This is a genomic window from Erysipelothrix tonsillarum DSM 14972, from assembly GCF_000373785.1.
In the GTDB taxonomy this organism is placed as follows: Bacteria; Bacillota_I; Bacilli_A; order Erysipelotrichales; family Erysipelotrichaceae; genus Erysipelothrix; species Erysipelothrix tonsillarum.
Map to the genome: position 1 here is coordinate 380,530 of NZ_KB892379.1, position 18,464 is coordinate 398,993.

The 18,464-nt window shown below is 35.5% G+C and carries 11 protein-coding genes, 1 tRNA gene and 1 rRNA gene; 10 read left to right on the top strand and 3 right to left on the bottom strand.

Annotated features, from left to right (window positions below; genetic code table 11):
* Nucleotides 1–19 precede the first annotated feature (19 nt).
* Nucleotides 20–805, top strand: a complete 786-nt coding sequence (locus tag B096_RS0107570) for a Cof-type HAD-IIB family hydrolase (protein WP_018580142.1) — start codon at nucleotides 20–22, stop codon at nucleotides 803–805.
* A gap of 14 nt (nucleotides 806–819) precedes the next feature.
* Here B096_RS0107570 and B096_RS0107575 read toward each other — a convergent pair whose 3' ends face one another.
* Complete coding sequence (locus tag B096_RS0107575; RefSeq protein ID WP_018580143.1) at nucleotides 820–1,680, bottom strand: MurR/RpiR family transcriptional regulator; 861 nt, start codon at nucleotides 1,678–1,680, stop codon at nucleotides 820–822.
* 70 nt (nucleotides 1,681–1,750) lie between these two features.
* Between B096_RS0107575 and B096_RS0107580 the strand changes: the two genes are divergently transcribed.
* Both B096_RS0107580 and B096_RS0107585 read left to right on the top strand, forming a co-directional pair.
* Nucleotides 1,751–1,838 (top strand) — tRNA-Ser (locus B096_RS0107580).
* A 608-nt stretch (nucleotides 1,839–2,446) separates the two neighbouring features.
* Nucleotides 2,447–5,251, top strand: coding sequence for a BspA family leucine-rich repeat surface protein (locus B096_RS0107585; protein WP_018580144.1), 2,805 nt, complete (start codon nucleotides 2,447–2,449; stop codon nucleotides 5,249–5,251).
* Between the two features lie 115 nt (nucleotides 5,252–5,366).
* On the opposite strand, the gene B096_RS0107590 is transcribed toward B096_RS0107585, so the two are convergent.
* Nucleotides 5,367–6,929: a MucBP domain-containing protein gene (locus B096_RS0107590; protein ID WP_018580145.1), complete on the bottom strand. Its 1,563-nt coding sequence runs from the start codon at nucleotides 6,927–6,929 to the stop codon at nucleotides 5,367–5,369.
* Nucleotides 6,930–7,887: 958 nt separating this feature from the next.
* Here B096_RS0107590 and B096_RS0107600 point away from each other — a divergent pair.
* Nucleotides 7,888–8,541 (top strand): sugar transferase, encoded by a 654-nt coding sequence (locus B096_RS0107600; RefSeq protein ID WP_018580147.1) that lies wholly within the window; start codon nucleotides 7,888–7,890, stop codon nucleotides 8,539–8,541.
* Nucleotides 8,542–8,844: 303 nt separating this feature from the next.
* On the top strand, nucleotides 8,845–11,967 hold the full coding sequence (locus B096_RS0107605) for a glucosaminidase domain-containing protein (RefSeq protein ID WP_425268397.1): 3,123 nt from the start codon (nucleotides 8,845–8,847) through the stop codon (nucleotides 11,965–11,967).
* A gap of 115 nt (nucleotides 11,968–12,082) precedes the next feature.
* Here the strand turns inward: B096_RS0107605 and B096_RS0107610 are convergent, their stop codons facing one another.
* The gene (locus B096_RS0107610) at nucleotides 12,083–13,831 is read right to left on the bottom strand and encodes a M3 family oligoendopeptidase (RefSeq protein ID WP_018580149.1); all 1,749 of its coding nucleotides are present in this window, start codon (nucleotides 13,829–13,831) and stop codon (nucleotides 12,083–12,085) included.
* 313 nt (nucleotides 13,832–14,144) lie between these two features.
* Between B096_RS0107610 and B096_RS0107615 the strand changes: the two genes are divergently transcribed.
* The 5 genes from B096_RS0107615 to B096_RS0107635 all read left to right on the top strand — a co-directional run.
* Complete coding sequence (locus B096_RS0107615; RefSeq protein WP_018580150.1) at nucleotides 14,145–15,104, top strand: ABC transporter substrate-binding protein; 960 nt, start codon at nucleotides 14,145–14,147, stop codon at nucleotides 15,102–15,104.
* 310 nt (nucleotides 15,105–15,414) lie between these two features.
* Nucleotides 15,415–16,371 (top strand): ABC transporter substrate-binding protein, encoded by a 957-nt coding sequence (locus B096_RS0107620; protein ID WP_018580151.1) that lies wholly within the window; start codon nucleotides 15,415–15,417, stop codon nucleotides 16,369–16,371.
* Nucleotides 16,371–17,297, top strand: coding sequence for an ABC transporter permease (locus B096_RS0107625; protein ID WP_018580152.1), 927 nt, complete (start codon nucleotides 16,371–16,373; stop codon nucleotides 17,295–17,297). The genes B096_RS0107620 and B096_RS0107625 overlap by 1 nt, the downstream gene beginning before the upstream one ends.
* Complete coding sequence (locus tag B096_RS0107630) at nucleotides 17,281–18,060, top strand: ABC transporter ATP-binding protein (protein WP_018580153.1); 780 nt, start codon at nucleotides 17,281–17,283, stop codon at nucleotides 18,058–18,060. Before B096_RS0107625 ends, B096_RS0107630 begins: the two co-directional genes overlap by 17 nt.
* Before the next feature lie 283 nt (nucleotides 18,061–18,343).
* Nucleotides 18,344–18,464 (top strand): 16S ribosomal RNA (locus tag B096_RS0107635); the annotation flags it as partial.

Genomic DNA, 18,464 nt, shown 5'->3' on the forward strand with positions numbered 1-18,464 from the left:
ATGAAAGAAGAGGAAATGTATGATTAAGTTAATTGCGACAGACATGGATGGGACGCTTTTGGATAATAATCATGAACTAACACCAGCGATGCGTGAAAAAATTATTGAACTCCGAAAACAAGGACTGAAATTTGGAGTTGCTACTGGTAGACCCATGGATTCCGCACTTTTTGGAGTTCCTGATATGGCAACATTGCTAGATTTTGCAATCTGTGATAATGGTGGCTTCGTTTATGATTTTGCTGATGGTGAAGTGCATGAACAATATCCTTTAAGTGGTGATTTGATTCGTGAAATCTTAGATACTTTCATGCCAATGGGTGGTAACCCTGTACTTACGGGTCCTGGAAAATTGTATACTCAGTTTGAAGACTTCTATAATATTGAAGTAAGAACGCATATTGATTTGGAGTATGTTGATGTTCGTTCTAAAGTGCAGGATGCTCATGCTAAAATCATATTTAGTGGTGAACCCGATACTCTTGCAGCAATTGATCGTTATGTTAAAGAACATCCCGATAGCCGCTATGTTGCGTTCTATTCACAAAAGGAATTAATAGAGTTTATGGATCCGCGCGTTAATAAAATGGTTGGGTTACAGTACTATATGAATAAATACGAAATATCCAACGATGAAATTATGACATTTGGTGATAACAATAACGATATTCACATGGTTAAGGATGCAGGACATGGCGTTGCAATGGAGAATGCGACGCCGGCAGTAAAGGAAGTTGCCGATGCAGTATGTGGTCTTAATGATGAAGAAGGCGTAAAGTGTTATCTTGACGCTTATCAATTTTAATTAAAAGACTCAGATCAATCATGATCTGAGTCTTTTTTCATGTACCAAGGATGTTTGCGAATAATATCTTGGTTTTTTTCATAATCGATCGCAAAGATGAGCGCATAAATAAAATCAAGTACTAACTGCATAGAGGTTCGAGACGAAAATGATGCCATTTTGGTGACAAGTTCTTCTTGCGGTGATACATGTACAACCTCAGCGGCATTTGGGCACAGTGGGTTGTTTAAAGGGCCGGTGATAAGAATATATGGAATGTTGCGTTCATTGAGTGATTTTACAATACTTAAATTATTCTCGTTTTGTCCATAATAGGAAATGATGACAGCGATGCTATCGCGAGGTTGGGTATGAGCTTTAAGTGATTGGAACCCCATTGCTGATTCAAGATTACAATCGAGTTCAATACGAAATAGTTTATATTGAAAATCTTGCGCTAAGATTAAAGATTGTCCGGAACCATAAAGGTAGATGTGCGGGGCTTCATAAATCATATGGGCAATGCGATCAAGTTGTTCAATGTTAATTTGATTATAGGTGTCATTCATGGATTGGTAATTTAAAGATAAGATCGTTTGAACAATTTCTGATGTTGATTGGTCTTTTTGGAAAGGTACATCATCACGGATGCGTTTGTCTGTAATTGAGAAGGAGCTAAGTTCACTCGCCAATTTAACTTTAAAATCACTAAAGCCATCCGTTTTCATTTTACGACAAAAGCGTGTAATCGTCGAAGCACTCGCGAATGTTGCTTCGGATAATTCGTGAATTGTCAATTGCGTAACCGAATGGGGGTTTTCTAGAATATAGTGTGCAATTTTAAGTTCTGCATCAGAAAGTTGGGTACTGTTTTTAATTCGATTGATAAGTAGCACAAAGATTGCCTCCTTTTTCTATATTATACATTGTTTTCTGTTAAATTTTTATGTATAATAAATAAGCACTGGAGAATTGGCCGAGTGGCTTAAGGCACCATCTTGGAAAGGTGGCGAAGTGAAAGCTTCCGTGAGTTCGAATCTCATGTTCTCCGCCATATTAAATTAACCCCACTTTCGAGTGGGTTTTATTTTTTTTGAGTCAAGGTTTTAAAACAGATTTATTTAAGAAATAAACAGATTCATTAATATCAAAAACACCTCTCTTCAAATCATAGTAATGTGATTTGAAGAGAGGTGTTTTTGTGTTCATTAAAATTAAAATCCGTAATAACAAACTTATAGAGTCACAAAAGTTCCTAAAAATAATCTATTTAATCATGACTTTAAAGCGATAATACCATAAGAAAAAAGTGTTCCAGATATCATATCGCGTTCATTAAGTTTAAATATCTTGTATTGATTAGATTTCAGTCTTAAAAATCTTCAGGTATCTTACCAACAGGTCACGTATTGAAAGAAAAATTGTTTGATTGAACCATTTAAAATTGAAACATGTTCAACTAAAGCACGTTATGTCATAAATTTATATCGTAATTTGAAGAAGCAGGATTGTGAAAATTATTGATGAGTATTTCATATAAAAATCATTAATGAAGATTTTATTACTAAAATAATAACTTTGATTACTTTTAATACATGAGATGGCTTAATTGTAGTTTTATGTAGAATGTGAAAACAATGAAGATTGTTTAGGGAGCGATATATGAAGAAATATTTAATACGATTTTTAACACTATTGATAGGGGTTGGGATTTTAGGGATACATGCAAATGATGAGATAGAAACAAATTCTACAACTGAAGGTATTGATATAACACGAGACCGCGTTGATGCGAAAAGTCCGGAAAAAAACGATGAAAAACAAACGAATGAAGAACAAACGAAAGCACAAACTAAGCTTACGATTTCAGATTCAAATGAATTAAGTCATCATGAAGAAATAGAAAAAAAAGAAGAAAATACAAATTCTGTAAATGGACATACAGTGTCAGAGGAGGAGGGAAGTAATCCCTATATTGAGGATAATAATAACTTTAATAAAGATGATTGGGGTATCGATACTTCTGTAGCCGGGGAGTGGACACTTAATAACTATATAAATACAGATAAGCATCATGTTTATATACCTTCAATGATCAATGATGAGCAAGGAAATATCATCAAAATTAATATTAAAAATTTAGATATATTAAAAAATAAAAATGTTGAGTCCGTAATTATCGAGGAAATAACGAAAGCGGGTATTACCCACAAAGTTGGACATGTTGATGATTACATTCGTGATGTTTTTGATACAAATTTAATCGAAGCAGATTTAAAAGGATTAGATGTATCACAAATAAGAAGTCTAACCTTTGCATTTAGAGATGCAACAAACCTTGAGCACCTGGATGTTTCGAATTGGGATACAGCAAATGTTACACAAATGTCTGGAACATTTAGGGGTACTAAAAGCTTAACGGAATTGGATGTCAATCAATGGGATGTAAAAAATGTAAGTACCTTTGAAAGTATGTTTAGAGATACCTCGAATTTAGAAACGGTTTATGTTAAAGATTGGGATATTCAAAATGGGTATCATTTTGGTCATATGTTTCGAGATGCAACAAGTTTAAAAAATATCGACGTAACAAATTGGAACATGTCCAAAGCGCAATATGTTTTCAGTATGTTTAGTGGAGCAAGAAGCTTAGAAGAACTCAACGTCTCCAAATGGAGAATGCCTGTAGTGCGACAATTAACCAGCATGTTTGCGAATACCGAAAGCCTTGAAGAATTAGATGTGCAAGATTGGGATATGACCAATGCATGGGATTTGGAATCCATGTTTCAAGGCGCATCAAAGCTAAAAAAACTGGATGTATCAAAATGGGATATGGGTAATGTTTATAATGTTAGGAACATGTTTAATTCAGCAGAAAGTTTAGAGTATTTAAATGTAAAAGACTGGGATACGAATAATTTCACATATGCTGGAGGCATGTTTTCTGGCGCGAAAAGTCTTGATAATTTAGATGTGAGAAACTGGAATATGAGTCGATTATATAGTGCTGACTCGATGTTTGCGAATACTGAAAGTTTGAGATTTATTGATATATCTAATTGGGATTTTGGGTGGACTCGAACGGTTTACTCTATGTTTTCTAATGCAACCGGTTTGGAACAAATTGAAGCGCCTAATGTAAAATTAAGAGGCGTTACTGCCTTAAGTGGTATGTTTGCGAATACTACTAATTTAAAAAAAATAAATATCGCAAATTGGGATATTCCTAATTTAGAAGATACAAGATCCATGTTTGAAGGTGCAGTCCAATTAGAAGAAGTTGACATGACGAGTTGGGATATTAAATATATACAAGAATCTCAAAATATGTTTAAAAACGCTCATAAAATCAAGCATTTAGACTTAAATAATTGGGATACGCAAAATCTTGAAAATACTGAGAGCATGTTTGAAGGTATGCAATCGCTGAAATCAATTAATCTATCCGATTGGGATACTCGCAACATTTACGAAAGTCAAAATATGTTTAAAAACACGACAAATCTAAATTTAATTGATTTAAGTGGATGGGAACTTAACGATTTTATAACAACCGATGATATGTTTATGACTGAAGCATTAAGTCCGCTGGTTATTATTACACACGATGATAAGATTAAAGAGTATGATTATAAAAATTCAAACAGAACCTTTATTGGACCGAAAATCGATGCAGGAGAGGGTGCTTTTACTGAAGGCAACACAATTAATTTTTTATTTAATAGTTATACAATTCTGGATCCGAGTGAGCTTGTAATCTCGGCAGATACCTATAATGCGTTTATGAACCAAAGTCCTAAGTCGAATGGTGTCAATAAGCATTTTAGTGGTTGGAGTCCTCAGTTTATTACTAAAACAAAAGACACAAATTTACAAGACGATAATAACCATTTTATAGCCCAATATGCGCTTAATACGCATGTAGTAACTTTTATTAATGAAAAACAAGTCACAAATATTTCTGTAGAATCCGGACAGAAAGTTGCTTCCAATGCCATTCCAAAAACAGATAAAAAGGGATTTAAATTTATGGGATGGAATTCTCAGCAAGATGGTAAAGGGATTCTTTTTGATCCTGTCGAAGATACAGTGTCGGCAGATATGACACTGTATGCAATCTATGATAAAGAATTGGAAACTTTGCCCGAAAAACCGGTTACGCCAAATGTTCCCGAGCAACCGACAAACCCTGAGGTTCCAGAAGAACAGGAAAAACCACAACAACCAAGTAGTCCAGAAGATTCTTACATTCCGGAAAAGGACGAAGATGAAACGAAGACTCAAGAACAATTAACTAATAAAAATACGCAAAAAGAACCTCAAAAAAATGAGGACAAGGGGATACAGAGTGAAGTAGAGAAAGAATTGCCTCATACTGGAATTTCAAATTCACGTGTTCTATACTCTGGTATTGTTGTTGGAATTATGGGAATTATTATAATATTGAAGCGAAAAACTAAATAGAAAAAAACAATCTAATTCAGCCATAAACTGAGTTAGATTGTTTTTATATAATTAATAATTTTAAAGATGAGCGGATATGCATCTAATTGTAGAAATCATAATAAATCGTTAGTTATTAATCATTTTTTCTATTTAAATGTGATAACGTTAGCATCGAAGCACCGCATAAAATAGTTAAATATCCAAAATAGTGATTATTGTTAATTCCTGTTTGTGGAAGATTTTTATCTTTTTTATCAAGTTTGTTTTGATTCTGAGACTGTTGATTATGTGTATTTGGGTCTTCCGATTTTGGTGTATCATGTGTTTGTTCTTCGGGTTTCGGTTCTTTTGGTTTTGTATCATTTGTATTAGGTTTTTCAGGATCAATCACAACGACTTCTTTTGAGTAAACATAGGTAACCGTTTGAGAAGAATCAGTGAATAGACCCGAAGGATTGCCGACGACATGATGATATTCGTACCCTTTGAATGTTTTGCTTTGAGTATCATAATGTTCATCTTCCATTCCGGTTAGAATGATAGGATCTGTTAAATTATTGCCATCTTCATCGACATGATTTACTGTTACACTACCCATTTTCTTTGGAACCCGGTAAGTATACTGTATGGAATATCCATTGCAGCGGCCAGGTGGTAAATTATCAATATCTTCATCGAGGATATATCCGAAAATAACAGTATCATTAAAATCAAAATTATATTCCTTGCGTTCGATTGGATCTGCAATATCACGTCTCAAGTTTACTGCAAAAGTAACGGTAACAGTTTCAGGTAATTCAGTTACATTAGAGAAATCAAGTTTTCCGTTAATCAGCTTAACATCCGGATGATCAATGATTATGTTATCTTCCTCACCAATAGGAATTGTTGAGTAATATGTTAAGGGCAAGTCAATTTGATTTGCATTATCAAGTACTAATGGAATATCGTCAATATTTTGACCATCTGCATAAACGGTAAAACTACCACTAGGGTTCCATCGATTTCGTGTCGCTTCAAGGGGGCTAAAGTCCGTTATTTTATTATTATTTATTTCTAAAACAACATAATCTACCCATCCAGTAGTATCAACAAAGTTTTCTAAAGCTTTAGCAGCGGGGGTCAAATCTTCGATTTCGTTATATTGTAAACCAATAAACGATAACGATGTTGAATCCTCAATGCCTTTGAGTGAACTAATATGATTTGCTTCAAGTACGATTCGATTTAAGTTTTTCGCAAATTCCAAATCTCCGGAATAGTCGACATAAGATGCAAACAGAGTTGTTAGATTATTCAAACTGGAAATTGGAGAAAAATCATGAATGATATTGCGGTTTTGTGAGTGAGTTGAGTAATCGTTTGATAAACTCAATTCATCCAAATTTAAGAGATATTCTATGCCTGTAAGGTTAGTGATGCCACAATTTCTAAGTTCTAAGCTGTTGATGTTAGAGAGGGCGCTTTTTGTAATATCATCTGGAGTACTATTTAGCGGCAAATCTCCTCTGTCGATGAAATAATTTAAAATTCCTTCTTGAAGTGCCTTGTCGGGCATCCAACTATCAATGTCGTTAACCCTAGTTTGTGGTTCATTGACTTCTTGTGTTTGAGTCTCCTCAACAGCAAAAAGTGCTATAGGTGCAATTAAAGAAAACGTCATTAATATCATGGTAATTCTTTTTAAATATTTCATAAATCCTCCTTTAAATTTAGTAAGAAAACGCATTCGTTGATATCACAATAATATCATGTAGTTATTGTAAAAATGAGTAATCAAAATGATAGATTGTGTTAAATATGAATTATTACGTTCAAAATATTTCAAAACTAAATAATTGTCATAATATGTGACATGAATGGTTCAATTTTGGAATGTTTGCGACAGCGCATCTGTAACTGCTCTAATTGCACATCAAGATGTCGGTATTAATGGCGTTGAATCTCAGTTAGATTTTGTTGTAGTTTTGATATATCTTAATACAACGTGTAGGATATTATTTTACTTTGAATGTAAACACAAAAGTTTTGTCGATCAAGATGTGGTAGAATAATACCTCATGTTCTTGATTTTAGTTAGGACAAAGAGATGCTCCGAAAGTAAGGGGGTTAATGAGCACTGACGATAATTAGTGAAATACACTCTAGATTCAAAAAGAATTAAATGAATTTATTAACCCTGAGAAAATTAAGGGGGGAGACATCGACATTGAAACTAAACTTGCAGATGAAAACAGTCAATTTGTATGCTTCAAATTCGTTACGAATGGATAAGTTTATTTAATCGAATGAAATTGGAAAGTTTTAACTGTTAGTGCTTTCCAATAAGGGTTTGTTTACGAGTTCCAAAAATCACGAATGATAAACATACGATTAAAACTTAACCCATTCGAGTACGGAAATGAAACTTAAAAGTTTTTATTGGCATAGTCAATTATATTTAGTACGATGAATACGCTACGGATTCGTTAAGAAATAATGAAATAAATATATTAGCAAAAAGAATGAAAGATACTATCTCATTATAGTAATAATTAGTTCCATGCTATCTTGTTCATATGGCTATAACGTGATATAATTGTCTCGTTTGTACTAAGATGATAAACACGGATAAATAGAGCCACTTTTCGAATAATATTATGAGGATGGAATATATGACGATGAATAATTCAAGTATTGAGGAGAATGAGGATCTTAAAAATAAATATCGAATGTTTGTGAAGAAACATAACTATGTATACTTAAAACGTTTTTTTGACATTATCTTGACACTATTGTTTTCACCAATTATCATTTTAATTGTTGTGATTTTTGCAATTATTGTTAAGTTGGATTCGAGAGGACCTGCTTTTTATACACAGTTACGTGTTGGGCAGGCGGATAAAGAATTTAAAATTTATAAATTGCGTTCGATGCGTGTGGATGCTGAAGTGAATACAGGGGCAGTATGGGCTGAAAAAAACGATCCACGCATTACTAAAGTAGGTCGATTTATTCGTAAAGTCCGGATTGATGAGTTACCACAATTTCTAAATGTCCTTATTGGCGATATGAGTATTATTGGTCCGCGTCCAGAACGAAAAGACTTGACGGATCAGTTTGAAGATGAAATTCCAGGGTTTAAACAAAGGCTCTTGGTAAAACCAGGTATAACGGGATGGGCCCAAGTGAATGGTGGATATGATATTACACCGGCCGAAAAACTCGATTTTGACCGTGAATATTTAGATAAATTTTCTTTGAAACAAGATGTTGTAATTATATTTAAAACAATACGTGTTGTTCTTACAGGAAGTGGAGCTCGATAAAAGCACTTTAAAAAGTGCTTTTTTTATCTGTGCGTGTTTTTGTTGAAAAATTAAGATTTTTTAATGAATATTTGATAATTATTGCATTTTAAAAAAGATAAATCGTTTATAATTTAGAGGGAAAATCGTCACAATTTAAATTATGTCTAGGAGGTTGTGTTTATGGAAAAGAAAAAAATTATTATGTTATGTTTGTCGTTTGTGATGCTCATTACATCCGTTAGCTATAATACATTTGCGTTAGATGAACATGAGTCAGTAAGTCTTGATGATACCGTTCAAGAAAATATTACAGATTCTGAAATGGAATTTATTAAAGAAGATACCGAAGTGTTAGAGGCGGAAGGTAAGCCTCAAGATCAAAAGGAGCAGCGTGAATCTGTTGTAATTCCTGAATCCAAGGTTGAGGTGCAAAGTTTCAGTGCGGATGCTGTTGATTCAACTTGCAATAAAGATGGTTGGATCCAAAAGGGTACAACATGGTTTTATTGTGACAAAGGAACAACTGTCAAAGGTTGGAAAGAAATCGGTGGTTTATGGTATTACTTTGAGCCCAATGGTGCAATGAAAGCCGAGTCTTGGTATCAAAGTGGTGGAAACTGGTACTATTTTGGTAAGAGTGGCGGTGCAATCAAAAATGACTGGGCTAAAGTTGGGGACGACTGGTATTTGTTTGATGCGAATTCGATTATGCTTCACGATCAGTGGAGTGTTCTCGGAGGCTTTTCCTATTACCTTGACACAAGTGGAAAGGCATTAGCGTCACAATGGAAACAAATTGGTGATATTTCTTACTACTTTGATTCTTCCTGTCATTTAATTCGTGAAACAAGTGCAACCCATACTTACTCAGTTAAGGAAATTTTGGAAGATGGAAGTATTGCTAAGGGGCAACCAACATTTGAAAGTGATAATTTGAATGATGCTGTTTCAAAAATGAAGCAACTCGGGGATAAGTATGTTGTAACCTCAAAACATGGTTCGAGTCAATTGGGAATCGTTGCAGTTAATTCAGGTTATGCTCATTCTTTTCCAAAACGAAAAGGTGTTGTAAAGGATATTGCGAGCGGAGAAACTTTAAACATTTATGGCAATCGAAATCTTTCGGGGTCTGCGATTACATATATCTCGAGCAATTATAAAATGCAATATAAGGGTACAGAACTTACGGATTCGGGTAATCCGGTAATTCATATTAATATCCAAGGGGCTGATGGTTATGTTGACTTAAACAAAGTTGATTTAATCCCTATGGACTACGTCGATCAGAAGAAACCGATTTATCTTGGCGGTCATTTAGATGGAGATGGTTACCGAAAAGTAATTAGTCCAGATTATTATTGGGTGAAAAATGGCGAGATTTCGTTGTATTTTTCTCAAACCTATCAACAAAGTGGTGAACAAGGAATCACATACGGGCAAGCACCATCATGGCTTCCTGAGTCGGGGAATCCTTACTATTCCGAAGATGGCGTTCATTTTTTTAGCGATAAAGNGCTAACCCGACCTGTTATGGATGGAGGGCAACCGGGCGAATTTTATGCTTATTACCAGTGGTTGCCAGTGAGAAGTTTTTCAAACATTTCAGCTGATGATTTCAATGCGCGGCTACGTACTTTAGATAAAACAGATTCGATTATGTACGGGAATGAACAAGCTTTTATTGAAAGTGGTCACCTCTATGGAATGAATCCACTCTTGCTTTTTGCGCAGGCAGCACATGAGTCCGCTTATGGGACATCATGGTTAGCCAAAAATAAATTTAATTTATTTGGGTGGAATGCGGTTGATTCAGATCCGAGTCAAGCTTTGGCTTATACAGGAGTTTATAACAGTATTAATTATCATATGTCAAAACAATTGAGTTCATATTTCGATGTACCGGAATGGCGCAATGCTGGACTTAGTTTTGGTAATAAAGGTTCGGGGATTACTGTGCGTTACGCATCAGATCCTTTCTATGGCATCAAGGTTGCGGGAATTGCATATACAACCGATCGAGCAGCGGGGTTTAAAGATCATAATGCTTATAATCTCGCCCGAATTATAAACCAACAATCGACTTCGGTTTATAAGGGTCCTACAACAAATTCAGGCGTCTATTATGCAACGAACTCTGGTCGAAATGACCAAGTTGTTCTTAATCTCGGTGAGGCAGCTGGTTTTATGAAAACATATCTTTCAATGCCTGTGGTGAATGGTGCTGTTTCAACAAAAGCAATGCCAGTTGATTTACCGGCGCACCTAGGGTACATTCAACGTAATGCAATTGTAAATGTAAAGAATAGCGGTATAAAAAAAGCAAATGCGCCAGGAACACGAATTACTATAGCAGAAAGTGCAAAAAAATATACAGTGAAAGAAGATCTTAATTTACGTAGTGGATGGAGTATCTTAAATAGAGTGCTTACGACAATTCCTGCGAAAACAGTGGTCCAAGCTAACGTAACTTCAAACGGCTGGGCCAAGGTGACTTATAATAATCACGTAGGTTATGTATCGCAAGATTATTTAATAACAGAAAGCGGTCCGTCAGTACCGAAAAACGGCTGGGTCAATGATGGTTCAAACTGGTTATATTACGAAAATAATGCACCAGTAAAGGGATGGCATGAGATTGGAGGTAGTTTTTACCTCTTTAACAATACTACAGGGGAAATGTATTCAAGTACATGGACTAAAGACGCACAAGGGCGTTGGAGCTACCTTGATGCAGATGGACGTGCCCTGAAAAATGTATGGTATAAGTTTGAAAATGAATGGTACTATGCTGGAAGTGACGGTAAAATGTTGCGTTCTGGACTCCATGTTGTCAACGGTAAATGGTACGATTTTGGTGCCGATTCGATGATGAAGGCAAATCAATGGAGTAAAAACACTAGAGGGAAATGGCATTATTTAAACTCAAGTGGTGGTGCTGTTAAAAATGCATGGGTTAAAGTTAATGGTAAATGGTACTATGCAGATGATAATAGCGAAATGGTATCCGGGTGGAAAAAAATTAACGGAAGTTGGTATGTCTTTGATTCGAGTACCGCAATGCTATCAAACCGTTGGTATCAAAATGCGAGTGGAACATGGTCCTATGTTTCTGGAAGTGGAGCAGCGTTAACGAGTCAGTGGACGCAGTCTGGTGGTAAGTGGTATTATTTCCTAAGTCATGGCGGAACAGCCCGAGGTGTCCATCGTATTGGTGGTTCATCATATGCTTTTGCTAATAATTCAATGATGTACTCAAACCAATGGGTTAAATTAAATAATAAATGGTACTATGCAACGAGTTCGGGTTCTCTTCAAAAAGGATGGATCAAACTAGGGGGATCGTGGTATTATCTAAATCCTTCTGATTGTGTTATGGTTTCAAACACAACGATGACTATAAATGGTACTCGTTACCACTTTGATGGATCGGGTAGAATGCTTTAACATCCTGTCAATCAATGAATATCATAATATCGACAAATGAAAAGAACATCACAATGTGATGTTCTTTTCATTTATTTTAGTTTAGATTAAACCATCGAATGTTGAAGTTGTGTAACTATTTGCTTGTCAGTTCTATAAACATATCAATACGATCAGCTGCAACTTGAAGGCTTGACTTCCAGAAAGCAACATCGGTGACATCTATGTTTGCTTGAGCAGCAACATCTTCACAGGACGCTGTGGTGGTTGATTTAAGAAGATTGCGATATGCGGGAACAAAATCTTTTCCTTCTTGCTCGAACTTAGCATAAAGACCTAAGGCAAAGAGGCCGCCGAATGCATAAGGGAAGTTGTAATAACTTAAACCAGCACTGTAATAATGGCCTTTGCACGCCCACATATAGGGGTGGTATGTTGAAGCATCAAGTCCGTCACCATAAGATTGGCGCTGTGCTTCAACCATAATTTCTTTAAGGTCATTAGGGAATAAGAACTCAGATTTACGACGTTCAAATACTTCAGACTCAAATTTAAATCGAGATAGGATATCGACAATAATTTGTGTTAAATCTTGCAACGAGTTTTCAATTAGAACAAGTTTTTCTTCATCGCTTGATGCTTTTAAAGCTGCATTGAAGACGATGTTTTCGCAGAAAGTTGATGCTGTTTCAGCAACTGGCATGGTGTAATCGGTATTGAGGATTGATAAATCTTGAATCATCATTCCGTGATAAGCATGTCCAAGTTCATGGGCGATTGTTACAATATCGGATATTGAACCATCAAAATTGGTCAATACATAACTTTGTTTAATCTGTGATTGATTACTACAGAAGGCGCCACTTCGTTTTCCTTCACGTGGAAGAAAATCAATCCAATTGTCTTCGTATGCTTGTTTTGCCATATCGGCAAGGTCTGCAGAAAACTCACCAAAACTGTTGATGATCATTTCTTTAGAATCTTCAACCGTATAGGTTTTCGGGTTCTTTGTTTCGAAAGGTGCAAACATATCATACCAAGGCAACCCATTATCGTGGTTCATTAGTTTCGCTTTATGTTTGAGATATTTTCGGAATGTTGGTAGGTATGCTTCAATTGCTTCCATAAGGGCATCCAATGTCGCTTTACTCATTCGAGAGTCGAAAAGAGTTTTATCTAAAGCGGATTCATAACCGCGCAATTCAGAAATAGTATTTACGGTTCCTTTGATGCTGTTTAAGGCAAAAGCAATGGAGTCGTCCATTTTCTCATACAATTCAAGTTCTTTATAATAGGCTTGTTTACGTATGGTTGCATCGTGTGAATAGGCTAGATTTCGAATCGAAGCCATTGTATGCTTTTCACCGTTAAAATCAATAGTTGTCATGGAAGTGAGGTGACCAAACAAATTATTCCAAGCGCTTGCGCCATTAATGTTTAGTTTAGAAATAACTTCTTCAACGTCGGGTGATAAGTTATGCTTACTTAAGTCGATCATTTCTTGAAGTTTGAATTCATGTTCCTTAACAATCTCACTTTGATCAACCCATTTAGGAAATTGATCTTTTGAATCAGCCATGAATTTAGTGAATAAAGCATAAGCGCGTGATGTTTCGCTGAGGATATTTTGTAATTGACCCATGTGACGATTACTCTCGGTATCACTCGCATTTGCGGAAATTTGTAAACTTGCGAAACTAATGAGTGAACTTCCAATTGTGTTTAATTCGATATCGAGTTGTAAGAAACGCTCCAAATCTTCACAATTTTTTAAATTGGGTGCAAGTTGATTCATTGATTCGATGACGCATTTAAGACGTTCTACATCTGCTATGTAGGTTTCGTCATAACCTTTATACAGGGCGTCTAGATTCCATTTGTACATATATATTGATTCTCCTTTTTAATGTATTGAAATTATATCATAAAAATGTAAGGTATTTACATTCTATTGAAAACTTAATCATATTTATCAGAAAAGTGTTGAAACTGGAATAATTAAATGTTAAAGTTGTTTTACAGAAAGGTTGGTGCGCTATGACCAACATTAATCATAAACAATTAAGCTTCTTTTTTAACTTTAGGTAAAGGTTAATATCGCTACACGGTATTAACCCTTTTCCAATGGTTAATAGAATGTAGCTTATTCAAACAAAAAAGCTGCATTCGCAGCTTTTTTTGTTTGAAGGAGGAAAACGATGAAAAAAACAATGATTATCTGTCTATTACTTATAGTTCTTGTAGGATGCTCTGGAACAAAGAATCAAGCGAAGTATACAATTGGAGTGCTACAATATGCGGATCACCCATCCTTAGATGCTGCCTACGAAGGTATGATGTCACATTTAAACGAAACAATTGGAGAAGGCAATTATCGCCTGATTTATCAAAATGCTCAAGGTGATAATGGGAATAATGAACTAATGGCTCGTGGATTTGCCTCAGAACACGTAGATTTAATCTATGCTATTGGTACCAATGCTGCCCAAAGTGCAATGAATGCTACTGACGGTAAAGAAATACCGGTAGTATTTAATGCTGTTACGGATCCTGTTAGTGCAGGTCTCGTAGATTCTTGGACTCAACCGGGGCGTAATATTACGGGCGTGAGTGACCTTACGCCGGTAGAAAAACAAATGGAATTAATAAAGGAATTATGTCCGGATGCACATAGAGTAGGGATTGTTTATAATATTGGCGAAATTAACTCTGTTACGCAAATTGAAAAAATCAAATCTTTGAGTAGTGCCTATAGTTTCGAAATTGTGGAATCGGGAATCAGTAGTGTCCAAGAAATCCCAATTGCGACACAGCAGCTTGTTGAAAATGTCGATGTAATCTTTAATATAACAGATAACATGATTGTAGCTTCTACGGCCAATATTGTAGATATTGCATTAAAACAAAATATTCCTGTTGTGGCTTCAGAAGATGGACAAATTGGCGAAGGGATTCTTGCAACTGAATCTTTAAGTTATTATGCATTAGGAGAATCGGCAGGTGCGCTGATTTATGAAATTTTAGTTGAAGGATCCAAGCCACAAAATATTTCTGTAGTGACTTCGACTGAGACACAATTATATATAAATAATGATGTTGCAGAACAATTAGGACTAGAAATTCCGCAATCTTTGAAGAGTCGAAATGTAATGAAATGAAAAATATATTAGAAATGATGAAAACAATGAAAGAAGTTGAAATAATTCTTGCATATCAAATTTAAGAGTGTTATTGTTTATGAGAAAGGTTGGGAAGAAATATGAAAACATTAAATAATTTAAACCAAAATCAAGCCCAACAAGGGAGCTACTATTATTATTTTAGTTAATTAGTTAATATGCCACGTGGATATTAGCTATTTTGTGTTACTAAAATCTACAGGCTCTCATGAAACTCGTATCAATTTAACCAAGCCGTGTAGATTTATGTACATGGCTTTTTTGTTGGAATGATAGAGGAGAGATCGAGATGAAAAAAATTATAATATTATTTGTAAGTATCTTTGTGCTTACGGGGTGTGGTCAACAACAAGTTAAAGAAATGACAATTGGTGTCATTCAATGGGCAGAGCATCCTGCTCTTGCGGATTCGCTTGAAGGTTTTAAGGAAGGAATTGAGTCGTCGGGATTAAGTGACATTGCTTCATTAGAAATTAAAAATGCGAATGAAGATGTTGGAACCGCGAATTTAATTGCAAGTCAATTTGTGCGTGACGAGGTAGATTTAATCTACGTTATTGCGACACCTGCGGCTCAAGCGGCAATGAATGCAGTAGAAGGAACGGATATTCCTGTAATCTTTAGTGCAGTGTCGGATGCAAAAGAGGCGGGACTTGTTGATAATCTTGAAAGTCCAAGTGGCAATCTAACGGGAGTAAGTGATTTACCACCCTTACAGAAACAAGTAGCATTAATTCAAGAGATGCTACCAAATGCTGAGCGTATTGGAATACTCTTCAATACGAGTGAAATTAACAGCCAAAATCAAATTCACGAAGTTCGAGAAATTGCAGCAAGTTCAAATCTAACCGTGATAGATAAAGGGGTAAGTAATGCGAATGAAATCGCTATTGCTGCACAACAACTTGTTAAAGAAACGGATACGATTTTTATTGTCAATGACAATATGATTGCATCTGCAACAGGGTTAGTAGTGGATACAGCAAATAAATCAAAAAAACCTGTTTTTATGGCTGAAGTAGGCCAATTTGATGAAGGGATTTTGGCAGCGGATTCAGTGAGTTACAAACTGCTTGGAATAAAAGCTGGTGAAATGGCACATGATGTACTTGTGAATCAAACGGCAATCAGTGCGATTCCGGTCTACTTTTCGGAAGAAACAGAGCTCTTTGTGAGTGAACAGGTTGCGGAAAACCTCAATATTCAAATTCCGATGTCAGTGCGTGAAAGGGCGGTAATGAAATAATGGGAGTAATCGATACAACGTTTATTGTAGATATTTTAATTCAAGGACTTCTTTATGGCATTCTCTCAATGGGGGTATTAATTTCGTACAAAATTTTAGATATTCCGGATTTATCTGTAGATGGAACGTACCCTTTAGGTGCAGCAGTCAGTGCAATTCTAATTCTAAATGGTTTCAATCCATGGTTAGCTTTGCTACTTTCAACTCTTGCAGGATGTGCTGCGGGTCTTATGACGGGAATCTTTCATGTTAAATTTGGTATATCAGCACTGTTAAGTGGGATCCTAGTGATGACTGGATTGTACTCAGTGAACTTAGTTGTTGCAGGTGGAAAACCGAATATTTCATTATTCAAATTTGAAACATTATTCTCTACACAATGGCTCGAAACGCTTCATGCACCTCAATTCATTATTGATAATTTCCAACTAATTGTAATGATTGGGCTTGTGTTAGTTATTAAGTGTATAATTGATCGTTTGCTTAATACAAAGATGGGTTATTTGCTTAAAGTAACTGGTGATAATGAGTCCCTAGTTACATCATTGGGTCATAACGTTGGTCTTGTGAAAATTTTGGGTCTTTCGTTAGCAAATGGAATTGTAGGCTTGAGTGGTGGTGTTGCTGTATCAGTTAATAAATACTTTGACATATCATTAGGAACCGGAATGGTAGTACTTGGTCTATCATCGGTGATTTTAGGAACGACTGTTTTAGGAAAAACAAAATTTAAACCAACGACGATGGTCATTGTAGGTGCAATCATTTACCGTCTTATTGTGGCATTGGCAATTAAAATGGGGGTCGATGCTCAGTATATGAAATTAATTACGGTTGCAATCTTTATCGGTGCAATTATGCTTAATAAAGTGAATATAGCAAATCTTATAGGAAAGAAGGATACTGACCATGCTACATCTCGATAAAATATCAAAAACATTCAATCGCAATACTCCAATGCAAACCGCGCTTTATGATAATCTTGATTTGAAAATCGAAGAAGGGGAATTTGTGACGGTCATCGGGTCAAACGGAAGTGGTAAATCTACTTTATTAAACTTGATTTGCGGTCAAATATCACCGGATAAAGGAATGTTAACTTTTATGAATGAAAACCTTCTTAAAATGAAGAACCATCACCGTTTTAAAACAATTTCAAGAGTGTATCAAGATCCAATGGCTGGAACTTCACCATCTCTCACTGTTTTAGAAAATTTATCGCTGGCGAAGAATAAAGGGAAATTAATGAGCCTCTCTAAAGCAATTGATCAAGATCAAGAGGCAGAGTTTATTGAACAATTAAAAACTCTAGACCTCGGTTTAGAAGATAAGTTGGATGTTCAAGTTGGCCAACTCTCTGGTGGGCAAAGACAAGCATTATCGTTATTAATGGCGCTTATGAATAATCCGGATTTGTTATTGTTGGACGAACACACAGCGGCTTTAGATCCAAAAAGTTCTGAATCCATAATGAAACTAACTCAAAAAATGGTTGCTGAAAGAAACATTACTACAATTATGGTAACTCATAACTTGCAACATGCGCTTGATTATGGATCGCGATTATTAATGTTTCACAATGGTTCAATCATCAATGACGTAAATGGAAGTCAAAAAACTGAACTCACAAAAGAGAAACTATTGCATATGTTTGCACATTATGATGAACATTATATAGAAACACTTTAAGGCAGAAATGCCTTTTTTTATAGTTTGTATACCTGATTAAAAATCCCTATATATAAGGAAGGGTAAATTTAGGAACCGTGATGTAAAAGCACGAAAAAAAATAAAACAAAATAAAGTGAAAATAGTGTTGACGGTGGGTAGAGAGGGTGGTATTATATACAAGCGCTAAGGGAAACCGAGTGCAAGAAATGGTCTTTGAAAACTAAACAGGAAACGTCAATTTCAAAAAGAAATACGGATAAATAAATAAACAAAACTCGTCAGAGTTAAAAAGAGAAAGAATCAAATGGAGAGTTTGATCCTGGCTCAGGATGAACGCTGGCGGCGTGCCTAATACATGCAAGTCGAACGAAGTGAAGAGGAGCTTGCTCCTTGGAACTTAGTGGCGAACGGGTGAGTAATAC

Bases quoted from the DNA above. Each gene is read 5' to 3' on its own strand.
- B096_RS0107570 (WP_018580142.1), top strand. From the start codon at position 20: ATGATTAAGTTAATTGCGACAGACATGGATGGGACGCTTTTGGATAAT.
- B096_RS0107585 (WP_018580144.1), top strand. From the start codon at position 2,447: ATGAAGAAATATTTAATACGATTTTTAACACTATTGATAGGGGTTGGG.
- B096_RS0107590 (WP_018580145.1), bottom strand. From the start codon at position 6,929: ATGAAATATTTAAAAAGAATTACCATGATATTAATGACGTTTTCTTTA.
- B096_RS0107600 (WP_018580147.1), top strand. From the start codon at position 7,888: ATGACGATGAATAATTCAAGTATTGAGGAGAATGAGGATCTTAAAAAT.
- B096_RS0107610 (WP_018580149.1), bottom strand. From the start codon at position 13,831: ATGTACAAATGGAATCTAGACGCCCTGTATAAAGGTTATGACGAAACC.
- B096_RS0107615 (WP_018580150.1), top strand. From the start codon at position 14,145: ATGAAAAAAACAATGATTATCTGTCTATTACTTATAGTTCTTGTAGGA.
- B096_RS0107620 (WP_018580151.1), top strand. From the start codon at position 15,415: ATGAAAAAAATTATAATATTATTTGTAAGTATCTTTGTGCTTACGGGG.
- B096_RS0107625 (WP_018580152.1), top strand. From the start codon at position 16,371: ATGGGAGTAATCGATACAACGTTTATTGTAGATATTTTAATTCAAGGA.
- B096_RS0107630 (WP_018580153.1), top strand. From the start codon at position 17,281: ATGCTACATCTCGATAAAATATCAAAAACATTCAATCGCAATACTCCA.